This is a genomic window from Haladaptatus paucihalophilus DX253, assembly GCF_000376445.1.
Classification (GTDB): domain Archaea; phylum Halobacteriota; class Halobacteria; order Halobacteriales; family Haladaptataceae; genus Haladaptatus; species Haladaptatus paucihalophilus.
Genome location: NZ_AQXI01000001.1, coordinates 1,599,781 through 1,623,853, shown reverse-complemented (window position 1 = coordinate 1,623,853; position 24,073 = coordinate 1,599,781). Strand labels below are relative to the sequence as shown.

Sequence of the window (24,073 nt, the reverse complement as noted above, 5' to 3'; positions counted from 1 at the left end):
ATCCCGTCCGTCTCGCCCGCTCAGAAATCGCCGAGGTTCGACTGGCCGCCGTTCGCGCCCGCCATCGTCGCCGCCTTGTCGAGCGCGCTCTCGAACGTGGACTCCTGACTCCGGTCGTAGAGCGTGGCGGCGGGGTGCAGGCAGACGAGCACGTCGCGTTTCGTCCCGCCGAGTTCGACGGCTTCTATCGACCCGGCTTCGTTCGTCACTGCCACGTCCCGGTCGAGGACATGCTGGCTCGGAACCTTTCCGAGCGTGACGATGACGTCGGGGTCCACGAGTTCGATTTCCCGTTCCAGATACTCCCGGCAGTTGCCGAGTTCCTCCGTCGTCGGGTCGCGGTTCTCCGGCGGGCGACAGCGAACGCAGTTGGTGATTCGAACGTCCGCCCGCGACAGTCCCCTGTCGCGGAGTTTTTCGTCCAGCACCGACCCGCTCCGACCGACGAACGGTTCGCCCCGTTCGTCTTCCCGCGCGCCCGGTGCTTCCCCGATGAACAACACGTCCGCGTCCTCCGGACCGACGCCGTTGACGATTTGACTTCGGCACTCGACTAGTGCCGGACAGCGCGTACAGTCGGTGACGTCCAGTCCCTCCATCGTACCCATGGTCGCCCGAACGGGCGGGACGTATTAAGTATCCTCGGCCTACGCCGCGACAATCGAACGGAGAGAATCGACGACGGCTCCGACCTCGTGTGACCGCTCGGGCGAGCGATCCGTTCCATCGCACTGCTCCTCAGCGATCCGTTCCATTGCACACTCTTCAGCGGTCCGTTCCGCCGCGCCACTCGTCCGCGGCGCGGGCGGCCAACCGCGCGACGCGGAGCGGTTCGGGTCGGCCGCCCTCGGGCGTAAACGCCCGGACGACATCGCGGGCCTCTCCCTCTGGAAGGCCGACCTGTCGGACGAAGACCGTCTGGTCGTTGACCGAGAGTTCGCGCCGCGGCGGTTGCCCCCGATAGCGTTCGCGCCGCCGGTCGAGCGCATCGCCGGAGAACTCGGCTTCGAGCGATTCGAGCAGGCCGTCGCTCTCCTCGAAGGTGACGGCGATGACCGGTCGGTCGGTCGCTTCGTGAAGGCGGTGCATGTCCACCACGTTGTACCACGCGAGGGCGATGCCGCCGACGAGGACGTAGCGTACGTCTTCGCGGTCCAGTCGCTCCACGAGGTCGATAATCCCGTCGGTCACGTCCGTTCCGCCGACCGTACAGTCTCCAAAAACAAAACCGTCCGTCACCCTGCTCGCGCGGGTGACCACGCCAGCGAGCGTGCTGGTGTCGCGGCGGTAAGATTCCGCGACACCGAGCGCTCGAACACCCGACTTCACGCTACTCTTCGTCTTTGATTTCGCTGAGTCGGTCCAACAGCTCGTCGTTCGATGCCCCAATCTCGAAATCTACGCTGCCTTCGTGGTCGTGCTCCGACGTTTCGACACCGCTGTCGTCGTCCAAGTCCGCGCTATACTCCCGATTTTCTTGTTCTGATTCGTCGTAGCTCCCGAAGCCCATACGATAGTTAGTATGCACTTCGAGCACTAAAAACGCTCGCCGCCCATCAGAATTTTGGTAGATGGGGCAAAACGACCCGATATGCAAGTCGTCACCGTCACCGCCGACGCCGAGACGTTCACCTGCAACGCGTATCTCGTGCTCGGCGAGCGCACCGTCCTCGTCGACGCCGGGGCGATGGATGGCGTCGTGGACGTCATCCGCGAACACACCGACACGCTCGATGCGGTCGTCCTCACTCACCAGCACGGCGACCACGTCGAACAACTCGACGCCGTGTTGGACGAATTCGACGCGGAACTCGCCGCCTACGCCCCGCACCCTCGTCGCGATACGCCCCTCTCCGACGGCGATACGGTTCGTATCGGCGACGAGGAGTTCGAGGCCGTGCACACGCCCGGCCACGCGGACGACCACCTCGCGTTCGTCAGCGATTCGACCATCTTCAGCGGCGACGTCGTGGTCCACGACGACGGCGCGTTCGACGACGGCAGTTTCGGACGAACCGACATGCCGGGGCAGTCCCGCGAGGAGCTCATCGAGAGCATCCGCGACCTCCTCGACCGCATGCCGGATTCGGTCGAACACATGTACGCCGGACACGGCGACGAATTCCACGGCGACGGTCCAGGGGGCCATTCTCCCGGGAGTCAGTCGGAACGGCAGGACAGTTCCGGCGACGTGCGCGACGTCATCGAAACCGCACTGGAGCGGGCGGAGAAACGCGAACCGAAGTATCCCGAGTGAGCGAGACACTCCGTGTCGCCGGATAGCGAGACGCTCTGCGCCGTGTGGTAGCACGCATCGAACACGCTTTTCTCCTCGGTCGAACCTCTCTCTTTCATGCCCGGACCCGTTTTTCTACGCGGCGACCGAATCGAACTCAGGACGGTCGAAGCGGACGACTTGGACTTCCTGCAGGAAACGATAAACGATCCAGACGTCCGCCGATTCCTCGGCAGTCGCTCGCCCATCAACGGCGAACAGGAACGAGAGTGGTACGAGGAGCGCGCCTCGGACGCCGACAGCGACCACACGCACCTGCTCATCTGCCGCGACGGCGAAGCGATGGGGACCATCAGCCTCCACCCGCACGACTCGACGGGCGTGAACGCCGAAATCGGTATCTCGCTCGCCGAGGAGTTCTGGGGCGAGGGCTACGGTACGGAGGCCAGTCGGCTCATCACCGACTTCGGGTTCCGCGAGCGCCGCCACCACCGAATCTTCGCCCGCGTCTTCGAAGGCAACGTCGGGTCCGCTCGCATCTGGGAAAAACTCGGTTTCCGCCACGAGGCGACACACGTCGAAGCCGAGTTCCTCGACGGCGAATACGTAAACGTCGAGCGCTACGCCGTCCTCGAAGACGAATGGTTCGGGGAAGACGAATAGCGGGACGCGGAGAAACGCGCGGCTCTCGGTTGCGATTCGAACGAAAAATCGGCGACCCGATTATGCGCTGCGCGGTTCCTTGCTCTTCGGACGAAGCTTGCTGTAGCCGCACTTGCGGCACTTCTCCGCTCGCTGCGGGTTGCGCGCGTTACAGCGCATGCAAATCATCTTTTCGAGCGTTCGTTTCTCTGCTGCGTCGAAACTGGCCATACCGTGCGTTTTCTTCCGCGCGCGTTTAAACGTTTTTGAGTCGCCCCGCCGTTACTCCTCGCCAGCGTCCAGATACTCCTGTTGTACCGCCACGACGTCGGTCGAATCGGCACAGTCGGCGTAGCGGCGGAGCGGTTCCGCGTTCAGTTCGAGGAACGTCTCCCCCCAGCGGAACTTCGAGAGTATCTCTTCCGCTTGGTCGCGCTCCCCGAGGATACAGAGTCCCGCCGCGAACGCCTCCACGGTGTTCAACCGAAACGGCTTGCCGTAGTTGACGGGGTTCGCGGCGACGAGGAACGGCAACGCTCGGTGGACGCCGGGCATCTCGAACAACGCCCGTTCCGCGCTCTCCCACGAACAATCGAGGGCGACGAGGGTGTCGGTTTCGGCGCGGTCGGCGGGCGACAGCGCCTGCTCCGCGTGCGGATTGAGGACGATGCCGTACGGCGTCGCTCGGGTCGTGCGGTGGAGTTCGGCGAGGTCGAACCGCGCGAGCTTCCGCGCCGTACACTTCTTCGGGTCGTCGTCACCCTCGTACCGGACGTGGAGGTTCACTGCCGAACGCTTGGCGTGGCTCGGTAAAAAGTGGCGCGAAGAAGGCCCCGCCGGGGGTGCGGTGCTGTGCGGAGCGGAGCCGTATGGAAACAGTTCCTCTGTCGTACTGGCGTACCGGATTCCACCGGCGAATGTACGAGTTCGCTGGGACAACATAGCCGTTTATATGACCGCTATTGTGGCCTCAAATTCATCCCGCGGACTATCGAGAACTCAATAGCTCCTGCCGAGGGGATAAAGAGGGTCGTCCGCGTTGTCCCGCGTATGGACTCCGAAGCGGTCGTTCGGGCGTACTACGATTCCATCGACGCACACGACTACGAGACGTTCGCCGGGTTGTTCACCCCGGACGTGGTACACGAGCGACCCGACCGGACCATCGAGGGACGCGACACCCTCGTCTCGTTCATGCGCGACGACCGCCCGAACAAGGAGACGAGTCACGAACTCTCGCGGGTCGAGGAGAACGAGGAAGCGACCGTCGCCGAAGGTCACCTGCTCGACGCCGACGGCGAGGAGATGTTCGCCTTCGAGGACGACTTCACCGTCGTGGACGGCCGAATCGCACGGATTCGGACGCGGACGCGGTAGCCGTCCCCCCGTTTCGAGATCCGCAGAAATAATCTCCCCCGACCGACGAAAAATCAGCGCTCGAACATTCTTTACATATCAACCCGCCGTTTTTCGACATTTGGTACCTTGGTGCACAGTTGATGGCATCTTCACGAACGTCGGCGAATCGAGGCACGCGGAACAAAGTCATGGGCACGATAGCCGTACTGGCCGTCGCACTGTTGCTCGCCGCGGCGACCGGGGCGTATCGGCTGTTTTCGTACTGCGCCGCGCTGTTCATCGTGGCGAACTTCGCGGCCGCGGCCGTCGAACGGAACGACGGCGAACTGAATCTCGCCCCCTACACGTGGTTGCTGGTCGGACTGGCCGCGGTTTTCGTGGCCGGGTTCAGCATAATCTGGCTGCAGTGGCATCCCGGCGTGACCGACTACACGTACGTCCTCGGCCTGCCGGTTTCCACGTTGGCGTACTTCGTCTTCCTCTGGTTGCTCCCGATACTCGGCGCGGTCTACTACGCCCTCGTCTTCCCGGACATCGGCAGCGACGACGTTGTTGACGACCTCATGGACGACGTGCGGCGGGTACAGGGACGCAAACAGCTTCCGCTGTCCGTCGCCAGAACGGAACCCGACGGCGGCGAATCCGGTGGTGCTGACCCCGGCGGCAAGTCGCCGCAAACGGACGGAGGTGACCGACGATGAGTCCCGTTCCGTTCGCCCCCCTACAGGAAATTCCGGTGACGGATAGCCCGTACGTCCTGCTGTTCGGTGGTGCCTATCTGCTGATCGTGTTGGCAATCGGCGTCTGGGGCTACATGCAGACCGAGAGCACCGCGGACTTCCTCATCACCGGCAAGAGCATCGGCACGTGGGTGCTCGCGCTGACGGCGTTCTCGGTCATCCAGTCCGGGTTCGGCTTCGTCGGCGGTCCCGAACTCGTCTACTCGTTCGGAACGACGGCGCTGTGGATTTTCTTCACCGCGCCGCTCGGATTCGTCATCACGTGGGTGCTGCTGGCGAAGCGGATGCGCCTGCTCGCCGACATCCGCGACGTGATGACGCTCGCCGACGGAATGTACGTCAGATACGAGAGCGCGTGGGTTCGCGGCCTCACCGCCGTCGCCGTCATCGTCGGCGTCATGGCCTATCTGGCGACGAACCTCGCCGCGCTCCAGTACGTCATGCGGGCGATATTCGGCCTGCCGGTTATGTGGGGCCTGCTCATCGGCGCGTTCATCCTCCTGCTCTACAGCATGCTCGGCGGCATGATAGCGGGCGTTTGGACGGACTTCGTGCAGGCCATCACGATGATCGTCGGTTCCCTCTTCGTCTTCGCCTTCGCGCTGTCGTTCGGCGGCGGCATGGGGTCGATTTCGCGCAACCTCGCCACCGCCGACCCGGCGTTCGTCTCGCCGTTCGGCGCGATGGGTGCGCCCGCGGCGACCATCTTCACGGCGCTCGGCTGGTGGATTCTGTTCTCCGTCGGCGCGGCGGGACAGCCACACCTCATCACCAAGTTCTACATGAGCCGCAACCTCAAAATCCTGCGCTGGGGCGCGCCAATCGCGGCGGCGACGTACGCGATTTCGAGCCTCCTCGCCTTCTCGACGGGTCTGTCGATGCGCGCCATGGTCGAGGCGGGCCAGACGGCGGCCCCGAAGAGCGCGTCGGTCGTCGGGCCGGTTTTCGTCCTCGAACACACACCCGGCGTCGTGGCCGGACTCATCCTCGCGGCCCTGCTCGCGGCCATCATGAGCACCAGCGACTCGTTCCTCAACATCGGCGCGGCGGCGGTGTCCCGTGACATCCCTCGCGCGCTCGGCCGCCCCATCGAAGACGACAAGACCGAACTTCGCGTGACACAGGCCGCGCTGGCGGGCTTAACCATCGCCTCGACGCTCATCGTCTTCTACTCGCAGACTTTGGTCGGCATCCTCGGAACCATCGGTTGGGGCTTTTTCGCAGCGGCGTTCTTCGCCATCGCGGCCCTCGGCCTGAACTGGAAGGGGGCGACGAAGGAGGGCGCTATCGCCGCGCTCCTCGGCGGGTTGGGCGTCAACCTGTTCTACAGCGCGGTGCCGCGAATCGCGGAGACCGCGGGATTCGCCGGACTCAGCGAGGCCGTCTCGGGCCTGTACCCGTTCCCCGGTTCGTTCCCGGTCGGGACGGTGGCGCTCCTCGTCGCAATCGCGCTCTTCATCGGCGTCTCGCTGGTGACGCAGGAGCGACAGACGGTTCCGGAGGACATCGCCATCCTCTTGGAGGGATAGAATGAGCATGACCGAGACACGAGACGGCGAGGACGAAACGCGAATCGCCCACCTCTCCGGGTGGTTCCGCCAGCGCCCCACGTCGATGGAGTACTGGGAACTGCTCGTCACGGACGAGCGACTCGTCTGGTGTTTCGTCGGCGAGTCGTTCAAATCCATGCTGCTGCGCGCGGACACGGGCGAACGCGGCCGGAAGGAGGTTTCGGACGCCACGGCCGACCGTGCCCTGTCGTTCAGCGACCGCAACTTCGCGGTTCCGCTCGATTCGGTTCGGTCGATTCGCCTTCGGGAGGGAACCCTGTTCCGGCGGGCGAAACTGACGGTTTCGTGGACCGACGGCGACGCCGACGAATTCGAGCTTTCGGCGACAAAATCGCGGGACCCGCAGGTCGCAGATGTGGAGGCGCTCGAAAACGACTCCCGACTCTCGCACGTCGATATCGACGTCGAATCCGCCGGGTTGTTCTGATTTCGGTTTCTGTTTTCGCTCCCGATTCGACTCTCCGCCCGCCTATTCGTGTGTCAACAGCTCTTCTGATTCGATTTCGGGGAACGACGAGACGACGCGTTCGAGCACCTTTGCCTCCGCCCGTCGGAGGTTGTTCGACGCCGCCGTCTTCGAAACGTCGAACTCCTCGGCCAACGTTCCGAGGTCCGCGTCCCGCGGCGTTCGGAAGTACCCTCCATCGACGGCTTTGCGGAGCGTTTCGCGCTCCGTCTCCGACAGTTCCCGACAGCCGTCGAGGACGTTTTTCGCCGCGCCGAGGTGCTGGATGACGTCGAGGTACTCCTCGAACGACGTGGCGTTTCGGCTCTCGACGCGGAAGTCGTTGTTCCTCTCCAAATCCGAGAGGGCGTTGTCGGTGTTGTCGGCGGAGTCGAATCCGACGTTCCAGCGTTCGCTCCCGTCGCTGATCTGAAACGGCCCCGTGATGTAGCCGTCGTGCTTTCGAATCGTCCGCATCGCGTCCGTCTGCCCGATGAACGACTTGATGACCGCGGTGTCGCCGCGGCGCGAGAGGAGTTCGAACTCCAACATCCGGTCGTGGTCCTGCAACGCGCCGAGACCGTTGGTCAGCGCGCCCCGGTCGTCCCCGCGAACGAGAATCCGCGTCTCCAACTTCCGCTGGGCGGTGTTGAAGTCCCAATGCATGGTGTGAAACGAGACGTCCGTTTCGTCCGTCACGTCGATGTATGGACAGTCATACTGCACCATGTCCATTGTTACCGAAATCATATCCCATTTCATCGTTCATTATGGAAATAAATATCGGAAACTGAACCCTCTATTGTAAATCCGTTCCGTCAGGTACCGCCCGGAAACGGGGGTGAGAACGATTGATCCTCGTTCGACCGAGGGACGACCCTCGGTCGAATTCCAACCGGACTTCAGTCGAGTTTTCCGTGGAGGACCTTCGCGGCCGTGAGCACCGGGTCCCAGACGGGACCGAACGGCGGCGCGTACGCCAAGTCGAGGTACTCGACCTCACCGACGGTCATCTCGGCGTGGAGGGCGGTCGCCACCGTGTTGATGCGCTGTGCGACTCCCTCGCGTCCGACCATGCTCGCGCCGAGCAGGCGGCCGGACTCCCGGTCGGCGGTCAACCGGACAGTGATGGGCGACCCGCCGGGGTAGTAGTGCGCCCGCGACCCCTGCTCGATGACTTGCGATACGGGGTCGTATCCGGCGGCTTCGGCTATCTCGTGGTCGATGACTCCCGTCCGTGCGGCTTCGAGGTCGAACACCTTCACCACCGCCGTGCCGACGATATCGCCGACGGGCGTCGGGGTGCCCGTGACCGTTTGTCCGATGGCGCGTCCCGCCCGGTTCGCGGTCAGCGCCAGCGGCACGTAGTCCGGTTCGCCCGTCACGGCGTTGCGCGCTTCGGCGCAGTCGCCCCCGGCGAACACGTGTTCGTCGTTCGTCCGCCCGTACTCGTCGGTGGCGATGGCCCCCGTCTCGCCCAGTTCGACGCCGTTCTCCCCCGCGAGTTCGGCGTTCGGCGCGACGCCGGTTGCGACCAGCACCACGTCGACTGGGACCGTCTCGCCGTCGGCCTCGATGCCGGTCACGCGGCCGTCCTCGCCGACGATGCGCTCGACCATCGTGTCCAGCGAGACCCCGACGCCGTTCGATTCGAGGTGGCCCTCGACCTTCTCGGCGACGTCTTCCCCGAACGGGGCGAGCACGTGCGGCAGCATCTCGAAGACGTGGACGTCCATATCGCGGGCCTCGAACGCCTCCGCCATCTCCAGGCCGATGTAGCCGCCGCCGATGATGCCCACGGAATCCGGATTCGCCGCGGCGAGGTATTCGTGAACCTGTGCGCCGTACCCCTCTTGGAACTCGTCGTCCGGCACCGCCGCCGGTGGGGAGAGCGCGCGCTTGACGGTCGCCGCCGAGTTCATGCTGTGGAGCGTGAACACTCCGTCGAGGTCCGCGCCCTCGATGGGCGGGACGACGGCGCGCGCGCCGGTGGCGACGAGCAGGTCGTCGTAGGACTGTTCGACTCGTTCTCCGTCGTGGACGGCCGTGACCGTCTGTTCCTCCCGGTCGATGGAGACGACTTCGTGGTGCTGTCGGAGGTCGATGCCACGTTCGGCGAACTCCTCCGGCGTGAGCGTCACGAGGTCGTCCAGCGACTCGATTTCTCCCTTCACGTAGTACGGAAGCCCACAGGCTCCGTAGGACACCCACTCGCCCTTCTCGAAGACGACGACTTCGAGGTCGGGGTCGTCCCGTTTCGCCTTGCTCGCTGCACTCATTCCCGCGGCATCACCGCCGACGACGACGAACGTTCGTCCCATACGTTACACTTGGTCGTCACCGATTAAAACAGTATTGCACAAATTGAACAAGACGGTTCGCGGAGCGAAACTCCCTCAGTCCCGTTCGCCCGACCCGAGCGCGCTCTCGCCGACGGGTTCGTGACCGTCGATGACTTCCTGTCCGCCCATGTACGGCCGGAGGGCTTCGGGAATCGTCACCGTGCCGTCGTCGTTCTGGTAGTACTCCAGAATGGCGACCATGACGCGGGGGAGCGCCAGCCCCGAGGCGTTCAGCGTGTGCAGGTACTCCGTCGATTCGTGGCGTTCGGGGCGGTAGCGAAGTCCCGCTCGACGGGCCTGAAAGTCCTCGAAGTTCGAAGCGGTCGAGACTTCGAGCCAGCGGCCTCCTTCCTCCGGGCCGTCGTCCAAGTCGTCGCCGGGTGCCCACACTTCGAGGTCTATCTGCTTGGTCGCCTTGAACCCGAGGTCGCCCGTGCAGAGTTCGAGGACTCGGTACGGAAGTTCGAGGCGGCGCAGGACTTCCTCGGCCTCGTCCAACAGGATGTCGAGGCGGTCGTAGCTCTCCTCGGGTTCCACGAAGTTGACCATCTCGACCTTGTTGAACTGGTGGACGCGCACGATACCGCGGGTTTCGGTGCCGTGTTCACCGGCCTCGCGCCGGAAGTTCGGCGTGTACGCCTGATGTTTCAGCGGCAGGTCGTCGCGCAGGAGGATGTCGTCCGCGTACATGTTCGTCACCGGCACCTCCGCGGTCGGGCAGAGCCAGAGGTCTTCGCCCTCGATTTTGTAGGCGTCCTCCGCGAACTTCGGCAGTTGGCCCGTTCCCGTCATCGAGTCGCTGTTGATGGGTATCGGAGGGAAGATGTCCACGTAGTCCTGCTCGCGGTGGACGTCCAGCATGAACTGCATGATGGCGTGCTCCAGTCGCGCGCCGTCGCCCTTCAGGAAGTAAAAGCCGCTGCCGGTGGTTTTCGCCGCCCGCTCCTCGTCGATGATGTCCAGTTCCTCGCCGAGTTCGTAGTGCGGAATCACGTCCGCCGGGAGGTCTCGGAGGTCGTCGAAGCCCTCGCGCCGCTGTTCCACGTTGTCGCCCTCGTCCGCGCCGACCGGGACGCTCTCGTGTGGCACGTTCGGGATTTCGAGCATCCGCTCTTCGAGCTCTTCCTCCAGTTCGCTCGCCTTCGTCTCGACTTCTTCGAGCTCTTCTTTGAGCGCGCTCGACCGTTCGATGGCCGCCTGTGCTTCCTCCTCTTTTCCTTCCTGTTTCAGCTCGCCGATGCTCCGGCTGACCTCGTTTCGTTCGTGCCGAAGGTCGTCGCCGCGCGCCTTCAGTTCGCGCCATTCGGCGTCCAAATCGAGAAAGCCGTCCAAATCTACGTCGTCGCCTCGGTTTTCGAGCCCCTCTCGAACTTCGTCCGGGTGGTCCCGGATAAACTTCCTGTCGAGCATTCCTGACTCGGGTTTCAGCACGCCTGCAAAAAACCGTGTCGCTATATCGAGACGATGTGACACTGTTCGTAATCGGACCTGAGGACGGTGTCGGTGGGCGTCTCTGAATCGTACCGACCGGGTAGGGGATGTCGAGGAGAATCCGTGGCTAACGCTCTCAACACTGATACGAAGTCTCGGAAAGCCCCCGCCACGCTCGCTACGAGGAAAACCCGTGGCCAACGCTCCCAACGACATCGATAAGAAGTCCCCGAAAGCCCCCACCCGATCGCGGTCGCTCGCCAACATATCGACTCGGCACAAACCGCGTGCCTCGTCGAGAGGGGTCGGCGAGTCGACCATGCAAGCACGCGAGCGGGTGGCCCCTTTCAGTCCACCCGGACACTGCGACCCCACAGCACCGCATCAACCACACCCTCCCCAACCGATTCCGTTCCTCACTCCGAAAGAGCACGCTCTTTCGTGCTCTCGCTCGCTCCGCTCACGAGAACTCCGTTGCGGTACCTGCGGGCCACGGCCGCAGGTCAGCGAGACGCGTCGCGTCTCGCAAGTCTCATCCCTCGCGTGATAGTCAACCAACCCCTCGGACGAAGCGTCCTCGGGGTTGGTGGCGCACGCGCCGATGTCGTTCGGTTGGTATCGCGCACGTCGGATGTCCTCGTTGTTTCGCCCGATTACGATTCCGGCAGGGTGCGCCAGCGCGTATCCGCGAGACGTGAGCGCCGCGAACGGCGAGCGCACTGCCGCGCTGGCGGGGAGGTGTGGGGACACCGGCGGTGCGGGTGCGGGTATGGGTGCCGCCAGCAATCCCTCGGAAGGCGGAACCAACGCGAGCGGAACCGAGCCGAGATGAAACGGGGAACTCCTCGCGGGTGAATCACGAAACACGTGTGACGCGAATCGTTTTTCCCGTCTCCCCACGCGAGGTACGGTATGGCAATCGGCGACCTACGGGAAGTCACGATGGGGGACTGTTCGGACCTGTACTACCTCGACACCGGAATGTACGACACGGAGGCCTACGGCGCGGTGTACATCCTCGACACCGACCGACCGGCCATCGTGGAAACCGGCATCGGGACCCACTACGAGCGAATCCTCGACGCGCTCTCCGAGTTGGATATCGCGCGGGAGGACGTGGCGGTTATCGCGCCGACGCACGTCCACCTCGACCACGCGGGCGGCGCGGGCTTTCTGGCCGCGGAGTGCCCGAACGCGGACGTGTACGTCCACGAAATCGGCGCGCGCCACCTCGTGAACCCCGAGTATCTGGTGAAGGGGACGAAGGCGGCCGTGGGCGACCAGTGGCAGTTCTACGTCGAACCGAAACCCGTCCCCGAGGAGCGCGTCGTGGAAGTGACGGACGGTGACACCATCGACTGCGGCAGTCACGAACTGGACGTCATCCACGCGCCGGGGCACGCGCCGCACCAGACGATGTTCTACGACCCGGCGAACGACGCGGTGTTCACCGCCGACGCCGCGGGGATTTGGGTGCCGAGCATCGGCGAAATCCGCGAGACGTCGCCGCCGTCGGACTTCGATTTGGACCAGTGTCTGGACGACGTGGAGACAATCCGCGACCTCGCGCCGGGGACGCTCCTCTACACCCATTTCGGGCCGCGCGAGTACTCCGAGGACGCGATGGACGAGTACGGCGAAGTCCTCTCGAAGTGGGTCGCGGCCGTCGACGCCCAGCGCGCGGCCGCGGACGACGACGAGGAGATAATCGAGCACTTCGTCGAGGAGGGTGAAATGGACGAAATCTGGGGCGAGACGAAGGCGCACGCCGAAACGGCGATGAACACCCGCGGCGTTCTTCACTATCTCGACACCCACGAAGGCATGTGAAGCGCTCGAAACCCGAACAACTGGAGTAAACTTTCGCATCGTTCTACACTACCTTAATGGGTGAGAACTTGCAAGTGACTGGTATGGAGTGGCGTGACGCCGAGAAGGAGTTTACCGACCCAGCCATCGAGCGGACGACGCTGGCCCGTATGTTCGAGGACAGCGCCGAACGACACCAAAATCGTCCCGCACAGCAGTACAAGGGCGGCGTCTACGGTCGCTCGCTGACCGAAACCGCGCTTCCGGCGGCACCGGACGGCGAGTTTCGGTCCATCTCGTACGCGACGATGCGCGACATCGTTCGCAACCTCGCCGCCGGGTTCCGCGACCTCGGCGTCGAAGCGGACGACAGAATCGGCATCTTCGCCGACACGCGGATGGAGTGGGCACAGACCGACTTCGCGTTGCTCGCGGCGGGCGCGGTCGTGACGACCGTCTATCGGAGTTCGTCCGTCTCCCAAGTCGAGTACCTCCTCGGCGACCCCGAGGCGACGGGCGTCGTCGTCGAGAACGAGAACTTGCTGGAACGCGTGTTCGAGGCGGAAGACGCACTCGACCTCGAATTCATCGTCGTGATGGACTCCCTCTCGCGGGAGTACGACCGCGACGACCTCTACACGCTCGGCGAAGTACACGACCGCGGCGAGACAGTCTTCGACGCCGACGAGTACGAGTCGTGGATCGACGCCCGCGAGTTGGACGACCTCGCCACGCTCATCTACACCAGCGGAACGACCGGCAAACCGAAGGGCGTGAGACTTACCCACTGGAACTTCCGGTCGAACGTCAACCAGTGTTATCGGCGGTTCGGCCCCCGACCCGACAAGGAGGTGCCGGTCGTCGACCAGCACTCGAAGACCGTCTCGTTCCTCCCGCTCGCGCACGTCTTCGAGCGAACCGCCGGTCACTTCATGATGTTTGCGGCCGGTGCGACGGTCGCCTACGCTGAAAGTCCCGACACGTTACAGGACGATTTCCGTGCAGTCAGGCCGACGACCGGCACCAGCGTCCCGCGCGTCTACGAGCGAATTTACGACGCGATTCGGTCACAGGCCGACGAGAGCGACCTGAAACGCCGCATCTTCGAGTGGGCGACGGACGTCGGCAAGGCGTATCACGAGGTGGACTCGCCGGGCGTCGGCCTCCGTGCGCAGAAACTGCTCGCCGACAAACTCGTCTTCGACCAGGTGAAGGACGGACTCGGCGGCAACATCGAGTTCTTCATCAGCGGCGGCGGCAGTCTCTCGGCGGATTTGTGCGCGCTCTATCACGGGATGGGACTGCCCATCCTCGAAGGCTACGGACTCACCGAAACGTCGCCCGTCATCTCGGTCAACCCGCCCGAAGCGCCGGAGATCGGGACCATCGGCTACCCTGTCGTGGACGAAAAAGTGAAGGTCGACGATTCCGTCGTCGGCGAGCAGTTCTCGGACGCGGCGGGCGAGGTCGGCGAACTCCTCGTCAAGGGTCCGAACGTCACCGACGGCTACTGGAACAAACCGGAGGAGACCGAACAGGCCTTCACCGAGGACGGCTGGTTCCGAACCGGCGATATCGTCGAAATCCGACCCGACGGGTACATCGCGTTCCGCGAGCGCGCCAAGGAACTGCTCGTCCTCTCGACCGGCAAGAACGTCGCGCCCGGCCCCATCGAGGACGCCTTCGCCGCCAGCGACATCGTGGAGCAGTGTCTGGTCATGGGCGACGGTCGGAAGTTCGTCAGCGCGCTCATCGTCCCAAACGTCGAGGAGGTCCGCGAGCGCGCCGCCCGCGAGGGGCTCTCACTCCCCGACGACGACCGCGAACTGTGCCGGGACGACACAGTGTACGAGTGGGTCGAAGCCGAAGTCGAGCGCATCAATCAGCGCTTCGAGTCCTACGAGCGGATAAAGCAGTTCAGGCTCGTCCCCATCGAGTTCACCGAGGACAACGACTTGCTCACGCCGACGATGAAGAAGAAACGCCGCAACATCCTCGACCGCTTCGCCGACGACATCGACGCCATCTACGTCGACTGAATCTCACCTCGAACCGGTCTTTTCGAAGAGAATCTTGACAAACGACCACTTTTCGGCCGAGAATCGAAACGATTGGCAATCCAGTTCGGCTCCTTTCCCGCTGCAGTGTCCCATTCAGACCATGCTATTTTATACCCGTCCAGCTTTTCCTTCCCGATACATGGAGGGCCAGCAGTGAGTGCCGAGGCAGCGAGTGCGCAGTTGCTGTACATAGTCACCGCCATCATCGGACTGGGCGTCGTCTCACAGGTGCTCGCGGATCGGTTCCAAGTGCCGAGCGTCCTGTTTCTCATCTCGGCCGGTGTTCTCTTCGGCCCGGTCGGACTCGGGCTGCTCGACCCGTCGGCGTTCGGTGACGCGCTCTCGTCCATCGTCGGCTTGAGCGTCGCCATCATCGTCTTCGAGGGGGCGTTCCACCTCAAAGTGAGCAAACTCCGGGAGGCACCGTCGGCACAGATACGCCTCATCACCGTCGGTGCCCTCATCTCGTTGCTCGGGACGGCCACCGTCGTGCGCTACGCGCTCAGGCAACCGTGGGACCTCTCCCTTCTCATCGGGTCGCTGCTCGTGGCGACCGGTCCGACGGTCATCAGCCCGATACTCTCGGTCGTGGCGGTGCGGGACCGAGTCGGTGCCGCGCTCGAAACGGAAGGTATCGCGAACGACGTGTCCGCCGCCATCCTCGCCGTGGTGATGTTCGAAGTTCTCGTCCTCACCGGGTCGAACGGGTTCGACTTCGGCGAGTTTCTGGCGTCCTTCGTTCGCCGACTCGGGACCGGCGTCCTCGTCGGTCTCGTCGTCGCCGGTATTCTCTGGTACGTACTCCACCGGCTCAACCTCTCGCGAGGGAACGCGCCACAGAACTCCCGCCTGCTGATTCTCGTCGGGGCGCTGACCGCGTACGCCGCGGCCGACTTCGTTGCCAAGGAAGCGGGCATCGCGGCCGTCGCGACGGCGGGCATCCTGCTCGGGAACGCGAACCTTCCGTACGAGGAGAAGATAGAGGAGTTCAAGGGCGACATCACGCTCGTCGTCCTCTCGTTCGTGTTCATCACGCTCGCGGCGCAGCTGAAACCGACGTACCTGTTCGACCTCGGTATCGGCGGTATCGTCGTCGTCCTCGCCGTGATGTTCGTCATCCGACCGCTGGTCATCTTCGTTTCGGCCTCCGGCGGTCGATTCACGCGGGGCGAAAAGACGTTCATGAGTCTCGTCGGACCGCGCGGCATCATTCCGGCGTCGGTCGCCACGCTGTTCGCGATTCGCATCCGGAACGAAGCCGACGTGATTCCGAACGCCGAGACGGCGGCGGCGGTGCTCATCGGTACCGTCTTCCTCGTCATCGTCGTGACCGTCGTGTTCGAGGGCGGATTCGCTCGACACATCGCAGAATATCTGAACGTGATTCCAATGCGCGTACTCATCATCGGAGGCGGAAAGGTGGGTCGGTCGCTCGCCGCACGCCTCGAAGACCGCGGAGAGAACGTCGTGATCATCGAGAACGACGAAACGATACTGCAGACCGCACGTGAGGAGGGCTACACCGTCCACGAAGGTGACGGGACCGATACGGAAGTCCTTCGGGCGGCGGGAGCCGACAACGCGAAAATCGTCGTCGCCGCGACCGGTGACGACGACGTGAATCTCCTCGTCGCACAACTCGCCGAATCGAAGTTCGACGTGGAGACCATCATCGCTCGGGCGAACAACCCGGACAACGTGGACGCCTTCGAGGACCTCGGGGTTCGGACGATTTCGTCGTCGCTCGCCACCGCGTGGGCCATCGACAACGTTATCGAACGCCCCGCGCTCTCGAACTGGATGACGGAACTCGGTCGGAGCGGCGACGTACAGGAGATAGAAGTAACCGAACCGAGCATGGTCGGCAAGACCATCGAGGAACTCGACTCCGAACTCCCGAACGGCGTCCTCATCGCGCTCGTCGGCCGCGACGGCGAGACGCAAGTTCCGAGCGAGGACTTCACGCTTCAGAACGGCGACCACGTGACCTTCCTCGGTCGCAAGTCGGCCGTCAGAAGCGCCATCTCGCTGTGTCATCCGCGATAGACGAGTCTCGTTTTCGTCGCACGAATTCCAAATTCGCCGCCGAGAGAAGGGTGAACCCTGCGAGAAGCAGCGCGACGTACACGAGGATGTGTACGAGCGAAAACGGATACATCCCGAGGAGGTTACAGACGATGGCGATCCCGCCGACGAGCGCCAGCGCGAGGTAGTATCGACTCCAGTTTTGCGTCTTCGACGACGGATTGACGAATTTGTCGAGTTCGGTCGCCGTATCGCTGAGTCGTACCTGTCCGCGCTGTCTGTCGTAGACGATGATGCCCGCGTCGGCCATCTTCGGGAGATGGGTCTGGTACAGCGAGGTGTACACCGACTTTCGCTCCTTCGAGGAGACGAGTTCGACGCTGGTGTCCTGCTCCCACGCGGCGACGGCCTCGGCGAGTTCGCCGATGGAAACCCGCCCCGACTTCGACCCGAGGTAAGAGAGGGCGTACCGACGCCGCGGGTTGGTGAGAATTTCGAACGCGGTATCCGGCGAAATCCGCCCTTCCCCAGTCGGTGGCTCGGTGGTCATTGTCGAAGACTGTGTGATGTCCCGGCCGTACGATACACTACCCGCCATTTGGATAGCTGACCGCAAAAAGATATTCGTCTGTTTACACCTTTGAAGTAGAGAAACAAGGCCGTTTCGGGTTCCCGGAACGCGACCTGTGTCTTTATCACCCTCAATCTCTCATCGTCGTTCATGTTGCACTCGACAGGTTCGCTCCTGACTATCGACGTGGGCGACCGGACGACCGTCGCCGAGGACGTTGACGACGTGCTGTCGTCGTTCATCGGCGGACGCGGCGTCGGCGTGAAACTCGCACACGACCGGATTCCGTTCGACGCGGACCCGTTCGGTCCCGAGAACAGCCTCTTTTTCACCACCGGTCCGCTCCAGTGTTCGACGATGAGTTTCACGGGACGGATGAACTGCACCGGCGTCTCGCCGCTGACGGACGGCCTGCTCTCCTCGAACGCGGGCGGATTCCTCTCGCGTCACTTCGCGGCCACAGGGTACGGCGCGGTGCAAGTCACCGGCCGAAGCGACGACCTGGTGGCGGTTCACGTCACGGACGAAGGAATCGAGTTCGAAGAAGTCCCCCAACTCGCCGGAGCGACCGTTACCGAGGTCGGCGAGTACATGGCCGACGAACACGATTTGGGCGACGAGCAGTTGGTCGTCGCCGGACCCGCGGGCGAGAATCGCGTCCGCTTCGCGTCCATCATGACGACCGAACACCGGGCGTTCGGTCGCGGCGGCCTCGGTGCGGTGCTGGGCGCGAAGGGCGTGAAGTGCATCAGTTTCGCGGGCGATTCGGCGCCGGATATCGACATCGACCCGATACAGATGGACGTCCACCGGGAGGCCGCCACCGCGAACGACCACCCGATGAAATCGGCCGGGACGACCAGCGTCACCGAGTACGCGAATCACGTGAGCGCACTGCCGACGCGCTACTTCTCCGAACTGGAGTTCGAGGGTGCGAGCGACATCGGCGGCGAGGCCGTCGCCGAGAAGAAGTACAAGAAAGGCACCTGCTCGCAGTGTGCCTTCGCCTGCAAACTCCCGACGAAGGACGAGGAGACGGGACTCGAAACCGAAGGCCCGGAGTACGAGACGGTGATGGCGTTCGGGAGCAACGCTGGCGTGGACGATATCGTCTCGGTGATGAAGTCGAACGACCTCTGTGACGAACTCGGCATGGACACCATCTCCTGCGGCGACGTGATTTCGGCCTACCTCGCCGCCAACGACGAGTTCGGCAACGACGAACTCGTCCACGACCTCGTGGAGAAGATCGCCTACCGCGAGGACGAGGGCGACCTCCTCGCGGAGGGCGTCCACCGCGCCGCGGACGACCTCGGTGTCGAGGACTGGACGGTCAAGGGACTCGAATTCTCCGCCCACGACGGGCGCACCCTGAACGGGCAGGGCCTCGCCTTCGCCGTCTCGAATCGCGGCGCCGACCACATGTACGCCGAGTTCTACTCGAAGGAGTACCCCCTCGTCGGCAAGGACGAGGCGGTGGACCCGACCGGACTCGACGGCAAACCGCCGCTCATCGTGGCGAAAGAAAACCACAACGCCGTTCTCGACAGCGGCGTCGTCTGCAAATTCTCGCGCGACTTCATGACCGAGGAGCGCCTCGAAACCCTGCTCGATACGGAGTACGAGCGGCTACAGGATATCGGCGCGGAAATCGTCGAACTCGAACGGCACTTCAACAACGAACGCGGGTTCGACCGCGAGGACGACACGCTCCCCTACGACCTGCCCGACTTCGAGGCCGCCCTCTCGGAGTACTACGCCGAACGCGGGTGGAACGACGACGGCACGGTGAAGTCCGCTTCCGCCAGCGCGGACGACTGACGATTCGTCTTTTCTCGGTCGTTGACCTGTACGACCGCCACGTCCCGATTTCGGAAGACGACCCTCGTCCCGTTCGACGTTCCGAGGCGTTCCAGCATCTCATTCCACTGTGCCCGATTCAGTGTCTCGCGGGCGGTCCAGCTCCGGGAGCCTTCGCGGGTGAGATAGACGTACTCGGGCGATACGTCGTCCCGGTCGAGAGTTTGCCGGATGCAGGTCGCCGACGCGCAGGCCGACGCGTTCCGGTATATCGAGATTTGCCGTTCGCGCTCCTCGGGCGGCAGCCACTCGGCACCCCACGGGGAGGCGACGACCGTTCGATGGGTGAACACCGGGAACCACTCCGCGGCGTCACCGGCGACGAGGACCGTCGCGTCCGCCGCCGTCCGCTCTCGAACCCACCGCATCGCCGTCATATCGTCGCCGTCGATGTACGACGGGAGCGGTTCCTTTTGAAGCCGGTGGAGCGGCCGCTCCGGGACCGGCCCGTAGTTCGCGGCGTAGAGGCCGCCGGTCGCCACGCCGTAGGTCGAAAGCAACAGGAGCAAAACGAGCGAAACGCGCGGCAATCGTCCGCCGTCGGTCGAGATGCCGTCCCGCTTCGACGCCGCCTCCGCGATGGTCGGCAACCAGTCGAACACTGCGGCGGCGACGACGAACGCGCCGACGAGCATGAGGAATCGCGGCTTTGGGAACATCACGACCGTCGCGGCGAACCAGAGCGGCAGGAAGTAGCGCTTCCGCACCGCGAGCGCGACCACGCCGACGAGCGTGAGGACGTGCCAGACGGGGAGGAACCGCGTGCGGCGGGCGTAGAGGAACTTCGAGGGGAACCAGAAGATTCCCCGACCGATTCCGAGGCGCGACCCGGCGGTCCGGGTGAGGAGGCCGATGCCGTGGACGGACGCGATGTGGCCCCACCACGGAACCGCGAGGAGCAGGCCGCCCGCGGCGACGAACGCGCCGCGCTTCAGTCCGGCGACAGAGCGGTCGAAGACGACGAAGAAGACCAGATAGCTCGTCCCGAAAAAGACGGGGTACGACGGATGGGTGAGTATCGACAGGCCGAACAGGACCGCCCCCGCCACCGCCCAGCGAACGGGGTTCTCCGGGGTCCGAAACAGCCGCAATCCGACGTACAACCCCGTCACCGTGAACAGGAAGGCCGGAGCGCGGACGATACCGCCCGCCGAGAGGTGCCATTTGAACACGGCGGGACTGACCGCGACGACGAGCGCCGCGAGGCCCGCTCGTCGGTTTCTGTCGGGTGCGTCGGCGAACACCTCGCGTCCGAGGAGATAGGCCGGAACCACGGTCAGGACGGTGACGATGCCGGGCAGGAAGCGCGTCAGGGCCAGTGGGCCGACGCCGAGGACGTCGCGGGCGAGCGCGGCGACGTAGAACGCGAGCGGCGGATAGCCGAACGGAATCCCGTTCGGCGTGTACCGCGGAACCCGCGCCGGAAGGCGATAGCCGTTGTCGCGTATCGCGTCGGCCATCGCCAGATACAGGCCGCCGCCCGTCGCGGGATACGGGTGCGTGAGCAGGTAGGCCGCGAAAACGACGAGACTGGCGAGGACGGCGGGAACCATCCACGCGAGCGTGATCGTAGAGGGACGACTTCGGGGCACGTTCCGCAACTCGACCTGCTCCGTAATTATTCTGTCCCGGAACCGTGAAAGAAGAGTGAAAAATTCAGCGGACGGTGAGTTCACTCGCGCTTCAGCGTGATTGTCGCACCCTGCCACGACGACCTTTTACGACGGTCACGAGGTCGCTCCGCTCCCTCGTTCCCTGTGAAAGCTCGACCAAAAGGACTTCCTCGTTCCTTTCGAGGTGTCCCACCTCGACAGTCACTCGTCGCCCGCGAATCGGGGATTCGCGTCGATTACTCGCGCTTCAACGTAATCGCCGCACCTTGGCCGAAGCCGACACAGAGGGTTGCGAGGCCCTTCTTCGCGTCGCGCTTTTGCATCTCGTGAGTGAGCGTCACGGGTAGGCGTGCACCGGAGGCACCCAGCGGGTGACCGATGGCGATGGCACCGCCGTTGACGTTGAACTTCTCGTCCGGGACGCCGAGTTGGCGCTGGCTGTAGAGCGTCTGGCTGGCGAAGGCCTCGTTCAGTTCCACGAGGTCGAACTCGTCGATGCTCTCGCCCGTGCGCTCCAGCAGGCCCTTCGTGGCCGGAACCGGTCCGATTCCCATCACGGTCGGGTCCACGCCAGCGACGTTGTTGTCGCCGACGGTCGCCAGCACGTCGAGGCCGTGGTCCTCCGCGAACGCCTTGCTGGTGACGAGGAGCGCCGCCGCGCCGTCGGAAATCTGGGAGGCGTTGCCCGGCGTCACGGTGCCTTCGGCTTTGAACACGCTCGGGAGGCCCTGCAGGGCTTCCATGCTGGTGTCCGGGCGGATGCCCTCGTCTTCTTCGACCAGTCCGTCCTCGGTTTCGACGGGGACGATTTCGTCGTCGAAACGCCCGGCTTCGGTCGCCTCGGCGGCGCGCTGTTGACTCCGGAGCGCGTACTCGTCTTGCTCTTCGCGGGAGACGTCGTACTTCTCGGCCACCTTTTCGGCGGTCATTCCCATCTGGAGTTCCGGGATGTTGTATTGTTCCGCCAGTCCCGGATGGACGGATTCGTACCCGCCGGACATCGGCACGCGCGACATGTTCTCGACGCCGCCCGCGATGATGGCCGTGCGCTGGCCCGCCCGAATCGCGTCGCTCGCGCTGATGAGCGCCTGCATCGAGGAGGCACACCAGCGGTTGATGCTCGTCGCGGGGACCTCCTCACCGAGGTCCGAGAGGAGTGCGATGACGCGCGCGACGTTGTTGTCCTGCTCGCCGCGCTGTTGGGCGACGCCCCACATGAGGTCGTCCACATGGTCGCTCGTCAGTCCCGTCTCGTCGAGGATGGTGTCCACGAGCGGAATCGAGAGGTCCTCGCTCCGCACGTCGGCGTACACGCCGCCTTCTTTCCCCTGCGGGGTCCGAACCGCCTTTGCGATGACTGGTGTGGTATCGCTGTCCATGGTTCACGATTCTCGCTCATGGCCCTTAAGTGGCCGTAGAACTCGGAGTAAATGGAAAACAGTTTGTAAGTTTATTGACTATCTATGCGGCTTCAGAAACTATTTGGTCGGACCCACACCATATCGTCGGTAACTCCCGACGATGCAAGGTTCCGACACCGCCCAGAAGCGTGCTCGCCCGCTCACATCGAGCGACGAATCAAGCCTCCTCCAGCGACTCACCGAACCGGTCCCCCTCGTCGTCCTCATCACCGCGTTCGGGCTCGCCCTCCGCCTCGTAAACCTCGGCGCGCGCGTCGCTCATCAGGACGAAGCCCGCGTCGCCTACTGGGCGTCCAGATTCGCCAAGAACGGTGTCTGGTACTATCGGCGCATCATCCACGGTCCGTTTTTGTTACAGATGGATTCCGTCGTGTTCTCGCTGTTCGGCGCGAACGACTTCACCATGCGCCTCATCGTCGCCCTCATCGGTGGCCTCTTCCCGCTCGCGGCGCTCCTGTTCCGGAAGCGACTCAGAGCGTCCGAGACGGTCGCTCTGGCCTTCTTCTTCGCCGCGAATCCCGTTCTCCTCTACTACTCGCGGTTCATGCGCAACGACGTGATGCTCGCCGCCGTAATGGTGTTCGCGCTCGGGTTCGTCGTCCGCTACTTCGACACCCGTCGCCTTCGGTACGTCTTCGCGGCCGTCGCGTGTTTCACGCTGGGATTCACGATGAAGGAAAACGCCCTCCTGTATGCGGCGTGTTGGGCGGGCGGGGCCGTACTGCTTTACGACCACCGTCTCTTTCTTCGACGCGTCGGCAACGAAGGCATCGGCGCGGCGATTCCGCCGCGAATCCGAAACGGTGCGCTCCGACTGTACGAGCGGGATAGGTCGGTCGTCAACTCGCTTCTCAAAGGGGTCGGTATCGCACTCGTCGCCGCGCTGGAAGCCCTCGCCATCATCGTGTTCTTCTACGCGCCGCGCTCCCAGGGCCAACCCGGACCGGGACTCTGGAAATCCTTCTCGAATCCGTCGATGATTCCGAAGGTGTTCACCGCCGCGACGACGGACGTGGCGAACGAGTTCATCGGATGGCAGGGACACACGGACCACGCCTACCTTCCCTACCTCGACCACTTCCTCACGTCGCTGAAAGTCGGCGCACTCGCGCTCTGCATCCTCGCCGTCGTGGGCTTCATCGTCGACCGCTACTCCGGCGACCGCCCGCGCGACCTCGTTTCGCTCGGCTTCTACTGGGGCGTCGTCAGCATCCTCGGTTACCCGCTCGTGATGGACATCAAGGCGGGCTGGGCGACCGTCCACGCCATCGTCCCGCTTGCGTTCCCCGCGGCAGTGGGCCTCGCGCTGATATTCCGCTGGGGCTGGGAAGCGTACGAGGACCACGACGACGTGAGCCTCGTCGCCGCCGCGGTGCTCCTCCTGCTCGTCGTCGGTTCCGTCGGGGCGACCGCCTACAGCACGTCCTATCAACATCCGCAGGACCCGGACAACCAGTTCGTCCAGTACGCCCAATCGTCCTCGACCGATGCGAAACCGCTCCTCCACGACCTTCAGCGCATCTCACGCGAGAACGAGGGAACCGACGTGCTGTTCTACGGGAGTAAGTTCTACTCGTCGAACGAGGCCGCCGACGACGTGTATCCGGTAGAAGCGGGTGAAGGCGGCGGTGGATGGTTCGCCCGTCTCCCGCTCGCGTGGTACTTCGACACCGCCGACGCGAACATTGCGAGCACGACGAACGCCTCGGACCTCAGCGGCGACAAACCGCCGATAGTCGTCGCTCCCGCGGACGTCTCTACCTGCACCAGCCAGGACAGCACCGCGCAGGACATCGAGGGTTACATGTCCGGCTACACGCGCTACGAGTTCCAGCGCTTCGGCTTCAACAGCGGGTGTCACATCAGCACGACCGTCATCTACGTCCAGAACAGCTCTCTGCACTCGAATACCACCCCGACCGCGTAGGTCGGCCCTTCTTTTCGGCTC

General features: G+C 64.0%; 23 protein-coding genes. 12 read left to right on the top strand and 11 right to left on the bottom strand.

Annotation, left to right across the window (positions count from 1 at the left end; genetic code table 11):
* Positions 1-20: 20 nt before the first annotated feature.
* The 3 genes from B208_RS0109110 to B208_RS0109100 all read right to left on the bottom strand — a co-directional run bounded on the left by B208_RS0109110 (position 21) and on the right by B208_RS0109100 (position 1,510).
* Complete coding sequence (locus tag B208_RS0109110; protein ID WP_007976570.1) at positions 21-608, bottom strand: uracil-DNA glycosylase; 588 nt, start codon at positions 606-608, stop codon at positions 21-23.
* A 157-nt stretch (positions 609-765) separates the two neighbouring features.
* Positions 766-1,329, bottom strand: a complete 564-nt coding sequence (locus B208_RS0109105; protein WP_007976572.1) for an endonuclease dU — start codon at positions 1,327-1,329, stop codon at positions 766-768.
* 1 nt (position 1,330) lies between these two features.
* Positions 1,331-1,510: a DUF5786 family protein gene (locus B208_RS0109100; RefSeq protein WP_007976574.1), complete on the bottom strand. Its 180-nt coding sequence runs from the start codon at positions 1,508-1,510 to the stop codon at positions 1,331-1,333.
* An 81-nt stretch (positions 1,511-1,591) separates the two neighbouring features.
* Here B208_RS0109100 and B208_RS0109095 point away from each other — a divergent pair, with 81 nt between their 5' ends.
* Positions 1,592-2,257 carry an MBL fold metallo-hydrolase gene (locus B208_RS0109095; RefSeq protein WP_007976576.1) on the top strand — a complete coding sequence of 222 codons (666 nt, stop codon included), beginning with the start codon at positions 1,592-1,594 and terminating at the stop codon, positions 2,255-2,257.
* 96 nt (positions 2,258-2,353) lie between these two features.
* Complete coding sequence (locus B208_RS0109090; protein WP_007976578.1) at positions 2,354-2,899, top strand: GNAT family N-acetyltransferase; 546 nt, start codon at positions 2,354-2,356, stop codon at positions 2,897-2,899.
* 60 nt (positions 2,900-2,959) lie between these two features.
* Here the strand turns inward: B208_RS0109090 and B208_RS23315 are convergent, their stop codons facing one another.
* Both B208_RS23315 and B208_RS0109080 read right to left on the bottom strand, forming a co-directional pair.
* Entirely contained in the window at positions 2,960-3,109 is a 150-nt protein-coding gene (locus tag B208_RS23315; RefSeq protein ID WP_007976579.1) for a 50S ribosomal protein L40e, read from the bottom strand.
* A gap of 51 nt (positions 3,110-3,160) precedes the next feature.
* Positions 3,161-3,664, bottom strand: coding sequence for a DUF367 family protein (locus B208_RS0109080; protein WP_007976580.1), 504 nt, complete (start codon positions 3,662-3,664; stop codon positions 3,161-3,163).
* A 264-nt stretch (positions 3,665-3,928) separates the two neighbouring features.
* On the opposite strand from B208_RS0109080, the gene B208_RS0109075 reads away from it, so the two are divergent.
* The 4 genes from B208_RS0109075 to B208_RS0109060 all read left to right on the top strand — a co-directional run bounded on the left by B208_RS0109075 (position 3,929) and on the right by B208_RS0109060 (position 6,975).
* Positions 3,929-4,255: a nuclear transport factor 2 family protein gene (locus B208_RS0109075; protein WP_007976581.1), complete on the top strand. Its 327-nt coding sequence runs from the start codon at positions 3,929-3,931 to the stop codon at positions 4,253-4,255.
* A gap of 122 nt (positions 4,256-4,377) precedes the next feature.
* Entirely contained in the window at positions 4,378-4,938 is a 561-nt protein-coding gene (locus B208_RS0109070) for a hypothetical protein (protein WP_232423765.1), read from the top strand.
* Complete coding sequence (locus tag B208_RS0109065) at positions 4,935-6,506, top strand: sodium:solute symporter family transporter (protein ID WP_007976583.1); 1,572 nt, start codon at positions 4,935-4,937, stop codon at positions 6,504-6,506. Before B208_RS0109070 ends, B208_RS0109065 begins: the two co-directional genes overlap by 4 nt.
* Position 6,507: 1 nt before the next feature.
* Positions 6,508-6,975, top strand: coding sequence for a hypothetical protein (locus tag B208_RS0109060; RefSeq protein ID WP_007976585.1), 468 nt, complete (start codon positions 6,508-6,510; stop codon positions 6,973-6,975).
* A 42-nt stretch (positions 6,976-7,017) separates the two neighbouring features.
* Here the strand turns inward: B208_RS0109060 and B208_RS0109055 are convergent, their stop codons facing one another.
* The 3 genes from B208_RS0109055 to serS all read right to left on the bottom strand — a co-directional run bounded on the left by B208_RS0109055 (position 7,018) and on the right by serS (position 10,745).
* The gene (locus B208_RS0109055; RefSeq protein ID WP_026177791.1) at positions 7,018-7,743 is read right to left on the bottom strand and encodes a helix-turn-helix domain-containing protein; all 726 of its coding nucleotides are present in this window, start codon (positions 7,741-7,743) and stop codon (positions 7,018-7,020) included.
* A gap of 152 nt (positions 7,744-7,895) precedes the next feature.
* Positions 7,896-9,314 carry an FAD-dependent oxidoreductase gene (locus B208_RS0109050; RefSeq protein ID WP_007976589.1) on the bottom strand — a complete coding sequence of 473 codons (1,419 nt, stop codon included), beginning with the start codon at positions 9,312-9,314 and terminating at the stop codon, positions 7,896-7,898.
* Positions 9,315-9,389: 75 nt separating this feature from the next.
* Positions 9,390-10,745, bottom strand: a complete 1,356-nt coding sequence (serS, locus tag B208_RS0109045; RefSeq protein WP_007976591.1) for a serine--tRNA ligase — start codon at positions 10,743-10,745, stop codon at positions 9,390-9,392.
* 652 nt (positions 10,746-11,397) lie between these two features.
* On the opposite strand from serS, the gene B208_RS22965 reads away from it, so the two are divergent.
* The 4 genes from B208_RS22965 to B208_RS0109030 all read left to right on the top strand — a co-directional run bounded on the left by B208_RS22965 (position 11,398) and on the right by B208_RS0109030 (position 16,681).
* The gene (locus B208_RS22965; RefSeq protein ID WP_073096589.1) at positions 11,398-11,598 is read left to right on the top strand and encodes a hypothetical protein; all 201 of its coding nucleotides are present in this window, start codon (positions 11,398-11,400) and stop codon (positions 11,596-11,598) included.
* A gap of 80 nt (positions 11,599-11,678) precedes the next feature.
* Positions 11,679-12,596: an MBL fold metallo-hydrolase gene (locus B208_RS0109040; protein ID WP_007976608.1), complete on the top strand. Its 918-nt coding sequence runs from the start codon at positions 11,679-11,681 to the stop codon at positions 12,594-12,596.
* 83 nt (positions 12,597-12,679) lie between these two features.
* Positions 12,680-14,614, top strand: a complete 1,935-nt coding sequence (locus tag B208_RS0109035) for an AMP-dependent synthetase/ligase (RefSeq protein ID WP_026177790.1) — start codon at positions 12,680-12,682, stop codon at positions 14,612-14,614.
* Between the two features lie 174 nt (positions 14,615-14,788).
* Positions 14,789-16,681, top strand: a complete 1,893-nt coding sequence (locus B208_RS0109030) for a cation:proton antiporter domain-containing protein (RefSeq protein ID WP_007976612.1) — start codon at positions 14,789-14,791, stop codon at positions 16,679-16,681.
* Here the strand turns inward: B208_RS0109030 and B208_RS0109025 are convergent.
* On the bottom strand, positions 16,647-17,210 hold the full coding sequence (locus B208_RS0109025; RefSeq protein ID WP_007976614.1) for a DUF7344 domain-containing protein: 564 nt from the start codon (positions 17,208-17,210) through the stop codon (positions 16,647-16,649). The genes B208_RS0109030 and B208_RS0109025 overlap by 35 nt on opposite strands.
* Positions 17,211-17,381: 171 nt before the next feature.
* On the opposite strand from B208_RS0109025, the gene B208_RS0109020 reads away from it, so the two are divergent.
* A complete protein-coding gene (locus B208_RS0109020) occupies positions 17,382-19,052 on the top strand; it encodes an aldehyde ferredoxin oxidoreductase family protein (RefSeq protein WP_007976616.1) in 1,671 nt (556 codons plus the stop codon).
* Here the strand turns inward: B208_RS0109020 and B208_RS0109015 are convergent.
* Both B208_RS0109015 and B208_RS0109010 read right to left on the bottom strand, forming a co-directional pair.
* Positions 18,986-20,683, bottom strand: a complete 1,698-nt coding sequence (locus B208_RS0109015) for an ArnT family glycosyltransferase (RefSeq protein WP_232423763.1) — start codon at positions 20,681-20,683, stop codon at positions 18,986-18,988. The genes B208_RS0109020 and B208_RS0109015 overlap by 67 nt on opposite strands.
* A gap of 257 nt (positions 20,684-20,940) precedes the next feature.
* Entirely contained in the window at positions 20,941-22,083 is a 1,143-nt protein-coding gene (locus tag B208_RS0109010) for a thiolase family protein (protein ID WP_007976619.1), read from the bottom strand.
* A 142-nt stretch (positions 22,084-22,225) separates the two neighbouring features.
* On the opposite strand from B208_RS0109010, the gene B208_RS0109005 reads away from it, so the two are divergent.
* Positions 22,226-24,052, top strand: a complete 1,827-nt coding sequence (locus B208_RS0109005; RefSeq protein ID WP_007976621.1) for a flippase activity-associated protein Agl23 — start codon at positions 22,226-22,228, stop codon at positions 24,050-24,052.
* The last annotated feature ends 21 nt before the right edge of the window (positions 24,053-24,073 follow it).